A 4,795-nucleotide genomic window follows, 5' to 3' on the forward strand; every position below is an offset into this window, starting at 1 on the left:
GGTGGGGGGGTGCCATCCCGGGAGACCTCCGGTACTCGGTCGTCCCCCCTCCCCCCCCCCCCCCCCCCCCCCCCCCCCCCCCCCCCCCCCCCCCCCCCCCGGCCCCTTCTCGCCGTACGCGAGTGCGGGGCCTCGCCCACTCGGGTCGGGACTTCTCGCCGTGCGCAGGTGCGGGGCCTCGCCCGCTCGGGGCGGGGCTTCTCGCTGTGCGCGGGGCCTCGCCCACTCGGGGCGGGGCTTCTCTCCGTGCGCGGGTGTGGGGTCTCGTCCACTCGGCTGGGAACTCTGGTCGTACGGGGCGGCGCCTTTCCCGGCCCGCGTGGGGCGCGGGCCGGGGTGGCCTTGGTCAGAGGCGGGCGAGGACCTGGGTCAGGAGGGAGCCCATCCGGGTGGCGGAGTCGCGGCCGGCCTGGAGGACCTCCTCGTGGTTGAGGGGTTCGCCCGTCATGCCCGCCGCGAGGTTGGTCACCAGGGAGATGCCCAGGACCTCCGCGCCGGCCTCGCGGGCCGCGATCGCCTCCAGGACCGTCGACATGCCCACCAGGTCCGCGCCGATCACGCGGGCCATGCGGATCTCGGCCGGCGTCTCGTAGTGCGGGCCGGGGAACTGGGCGTAGACGCCCTCCTCCAGCGTGGGGTCGACCTCCTTGCAGAGGGCGCGCAGGCGCGGGGAGTAGAGGTCCGTGAGGTCGACGAAGTTGGCGCCGACGATGGGGGAGGTGGCGGTGAGGTTGATGTGGTCGCTGATCAGGACCGGCTGGCCGGGGCGCATGCCCTCGCGCAGGCCGCCGCAGCCGTTGGTCAGGATGATGGTCTTGGCGCCGGCCGCGACGGCCGTGCGGACGCCGTGCGAGACGGCGGCCACGCCGTGGCCCTCGTAGTAGTGGGTGCGGCCCAGGAAGACGAGCGCGCGCTTGTCGCCGATGGAGTACGAGCGGATCTTGCCGCCGTGCCCCTCCACCGCCGGCTTGGGGAAGCCCGGCAGGTCGGTGACCTGGAGATCGGCCTCGGGGGCGCCCAGGGCGTCCACGGCCGGTGCCCAGCCGGAGCCCATCACGAGGGCGACGTCGTGGGTCTCGGCGCCGGTGAGTTCGCGCAGGCGGGCCGCGGCGGCGTCGGCGGCGGCGTACGGGTCGCCCTGGATGTCGTCCGGAAGAAGAGATGCGTTCACGCCGAAGAGGGTAGCCGCTTTACGCCTACGCGCGTAGATGACGGAGCTCACGGGATTGCGATTGTTGTTCTGTTGTTTCTGACGAGGGCGGCTCAGCAGGGGCGCTTGCGGAGTTCCATCACGTAGTCGTGGGGAGCGCCGGCGGACTCGGCCGCGTCCGCCACCTCGCCCAGGTAGCGCGCGGAGGGCAGGCCGCCCTCGTACGCGTTCAGCACGTACGTCCACGCGCCCTCCTCGCCCTCCAGGGTGTGGATGCGGACGCGGGTGCGGCGGTATATGTCCATGCCCACGCCCTCCCAGCGGTCGAGCGAGTCCTCGTCCATCGGGGCGATGTCGTAGAGGGAGACGAAGACCTGCGAGATCGGGTCCTCGACGAGCGTCGCGAGGGCGCCCTCCCAGCCCATGTGCTCGCCCCCGAAGGTCAGCCGCCACCCGTTCAGCCAGCCGGTGGCGCGCAACGGCGAGTGTGGGGCGCGGCGGGTCATCAACCGCGCGTCGAGGTTGCCGGCGTACGCGGCGTAGAGCGACATGGGGGGAAGGGTACGGCAGCGGTGCGGCGTCACTCGTGTAACAGGTGTGCCCCCGGGCGGCCGCCCGTCGAAGGGTGCGGGACAATGGAGTACGTGACTCGGATCGTGATCATTGGCGGCGGACCCGGCGGATACGAAGCGGCGCTGGTGGCCGCCCAGCTCGGCGCGGAGGTGACCGTCGTCGACTGCGACGGCCTGGGCGGGGCGTCGGTGCTGACCGACTGCGTGCCGTCCAAGACCCTGATCGCCACGGCCGAGGTGATGACCACCTTCGACTCCTCGTACGAGGAGCTGGGGATCATCGTCGCCGACGACACCCCGCCCATGGAGCAGGCCGCCCGGGTGGTCGGGGTCGACCTGGGGAAGGTCAACCGCCGGGTGAAGCGGCTCGCCCTGGCGCAGTCGCACGACATCACCGCGTCCGTGACGCGCGCGGGCGCGCGGGTCGTGCGCGGGCGCGGGCGCCTGGAGGGCATGCAGGCGCTGGACGGGTCGCGCAAGGTCGTGGTGCGCGCCGCCGACGGGAGCGAGGAGACGCTCACCGCGGACGCCGTGCTGATCGCCACCGGCGGACACCCGCGCGAGCTGCCGGACGCGCGGCCCGACGGTGAGCGCATCCTGAACTGGACCCAGGTGTACGACCTGGACGAGCTTCCCGAAGAGCTGATCGTGGTCGGGTCCGGTGTGACCGGTGCCGAGTTCGCCGGCGCCTACCAGGCCCTCGGGTCCAAGGTCACGCTCGTGTCGTCCCGCGACCGGGTGCTGCCCGGCGAGGACCCCGACGCCGCCGCCGTCCTGGAGGACGTGTTCCGGCGGCGGGGGATGAACGTCATGGCGCGGTCGCGGGCCCAGTCCGCCAAGCGGGTCGGCGACCGGGTCGAGGTGACCCTCTCCGACGGGCGGGTCATCACCGGCTCGCACTGTCTGATGGCGGTCGGCGCCATCCCCAACACCGAGGGGATGGGCCTGGAGGATGCCGGGGTCCACCTCAAGGACTCCGGGCACATCCGCACCGACCGGGTGTCGCGCACCTCGGCCCCCGGTGTGTACGCCGCCGGTGACGTGACGGGCGTCTTCGCCCTCGCCTCGGTCGCCGCCATGCAGGGGCGGATCGCGATGTACCACTTCCTGGGCGACGCGGTGACCCCGCTGAACCTGAAGACGGTCTCGTCCAACGTCTTCACCGACCCCGAGATCGCCACCGTCGGCTACTCGCAGGCCGACGTCGACGCCGGCAAGATCGACGCCCGGGTCGTGAAGCTGCCGCTGCTGCGCAACCCCCGCGCCAAGATGCAGGGCATCCGGGACGGCTTCGTCAAGATCTTCTGCCGGCCGGGCACCGAGATCGTGGTGGGCGGGGTCGTGGTGGCGCCGCGGGCCTCGGAGCTGATCCACCCGATCTCGATCGCGGTCGACAACAACCTGACGGTCGAGCAGATCGCGAACGCCTTCACGGTGTACCCCTCGCTGTCGGGCTCGATCGCGGAGGTGGCGCGGCAGCTGCACTCCCGGAAGGGCGCCGGGGACGCGTAGCGTGTCGCGCGAGCGTCAAGTGACGTGCGTGGTGGTCGGGTTGAGGGCTGCGGCCGGAAGTCGTCCGTCCGCGGTCACGGTGCGTCGCGGCGTGTGCGGGGGGCATAGTCGGCCGGAGTAGGCGCGTATACCACCTACAGGTCGGCCATGCGAACAACTTCTGTTATTCGGCGCATACTGCTGAAAGCAGACGGTCGTTGGGGTTACTGTCAGTTTCGTGTTCGCTGCAGAACGTCGCCAATTGATCCTCGAAATGGTGCGAGCGAACGGAGCCGTGTCGCTCCGTGAGCTCGCCCGCGTCGTCCAGACCTCCGAAGTGACCGTACGGCGGGACGTGCGCGCGCTGGAGGCAGAAGGACTCCTCGACCGCCGGCACGGCGGTGCGGTACTGCCGGGCGGATTCACGCGAGAATCCGGCTTTCCGCAGAAGTCCCATCTCGCGACCGCCGAGAAGACGGCCATCGCCGACCTCGCCGCGGGCTTCGTGGAAGAGGGCGAGGCCATCGTGGTCGGGGCCGGGACCACCACGCAGGAGCTGGCGCGCCGGCTCGCGCGGGTGCCCGGGCTGACCGTCGTCACCAACTCGCTGCTGGTGGCCCAGGCCCTCGCCCACGCCAACCGGGTCGAGGTCGTGATGACCGGTGGCACCCTCCGCGGCTCCAACTACGCGCTCGTCGGGTCGGGGGCCGAGCAGTCCCTCCAGGGGCTGCGCGTCTCCAAGGCCTTCCTGTCCGGGAGCGGGCTGACGGCGGAGCGGGGCCTGTCCACCTCCAACATGCTGTCGGCGTCGGTCGACCGCGCGCTGGTGCAGGCGGCCGCCGAGGTCGTCGTCCTCGCCGACCACTCCAAGCTGGGCACCGACACCATGTTCCAGACCGTGCCCACGGACGTCATCACCCGCCTGGTCACGGACGAGCCGCCCGCCCACGACGACCGTGCCGGCACCGAACTCCAGGCGCTGGCCGACCAGGGCGTGCAGATCGCGGTGGCGGGAGCGTCGGGAGGTGGGGCAGGGGCCCCGGGAGCGCCGGGGGCCCCGGTGGCGGGCGGTGAACCGGCCCCGGCGCGCCAGCAGCGCCGGGACGTGCCGCTCCCGGGGCCACGCCGACAGGTGCCGGGCGCCGCGGCGGGCCTGCGCTCGGCCACGGCCCTCGGGGAGCAGAACCCCGGAGCCGACCGGGCGCGGGTCGCGGATCTGCGCCGACGCTGAGCCACCGTCCGGTCCGTCGCGGCCCGGCACCGGAACGGGGCGCCCGGCGGACCGATGATCGGTCCGCCGGGCGCCCCGGTCGTGTCGTGCGGGCGCTCAGTCCTTGATCTCGCAGATCGCGGCGCCGGAGGTGACGGAGGCGCCGACTGCGGCGCCCAGGCCCTTGATGGTGCCGGCCTTGTGGGCGTTGAGGGGCTGTTCCATCTTCATGGCTTCCAGGACGACGATCAGGTCGCCTTCCTGGACTTCCTGGCCCTCCTCGACGGCGATCTTGACGATGGTGCCCTGCATGGGGGAGGCGAGGGTGTCGCCGGAGGCCGCGGGGCCGGACTTCTTCGCCGCGCGGCGTTT

5 protein-coding genes are annotated in these 4,795 nt (G+C 72.6%); 2 read left to right on the forward strand and 3 right to left on the reverse strand.

Annotated elements, in window-relative coordinates; all coding sequences use genetic code 11:
* Nucleotides 1–346: 346 nt before the first annotated feature.
* Nucleotides 347–1,171 (reverse strand): purine-nucleoside phosphorylase, encoded by an 825-nt coding sequence (locus AC07FV_RS34700; protein WP_479091743.1) that lies wholly within the window; start codon nt 1,169–1,171, stop codon nt 347–349.
* A 92-nt stretch (nt 1,172–1,263) separates the two neighbouring features.
* Nucleotides 1,264–1,701, reverse strand: a complete 438-nt coding sequence (locus AC07FV_RS34705; RefSeq protein ID WP_383641052.1) for a gamma-glutamylcyclotransferase family protein — start codon at nt 1,699–1,701, stop codon at nt 1,264–1,266.
* An 84-nt stretch (nt 1,702–1,785) separates the two neighbouring features.
* On the opposite strand from AC07FV_RS34705, the gene AC07FV_RS34710 reads away from it, so the two are divergent.
* Nucleotides 1,786–3,234: an NAD(P)H-quinone dehydrogenase gene (locus AC07FV_RS34710; protein WP_479091745.1), complete on the forward strand. Its 1,449-nt coding sequence runs from the start codon at nt 1,786–1,788 to the stop codon at nt 3,232–3,234.
* 217 nt (nt 3,235–3,451) lie between these two features.
* Nucleotides 3,452–4,444, forward strand: coding sequence for a DeoR/GlpR family DNA-binding transcription regulator (locus tag AC07FV_RS34715; RefSeq protein WP_384704520.1), 993 nt, complete (start codon nt 3,452–3,454; stop codon nt 4,442–4,444).
* Between the two features lie 96 nt (nt 4,445–4,540).
* Here the strand turns inward: AC07FV_RS34715 and AC07FV_RS34720 are convergent.
* The coding region (locus AC07FV_RS34720; RefSeq protein WP_479091747.1) for an acyl-CoA carboxylase biotin carboxyl carrier protein subunit at nt 4,541–4,795 on the reverse strand (255 nt) is incomplete at its 5' end.

Source organism: Streptomyces sp. NPDC045956 (genome assembly GCF_056430705.1).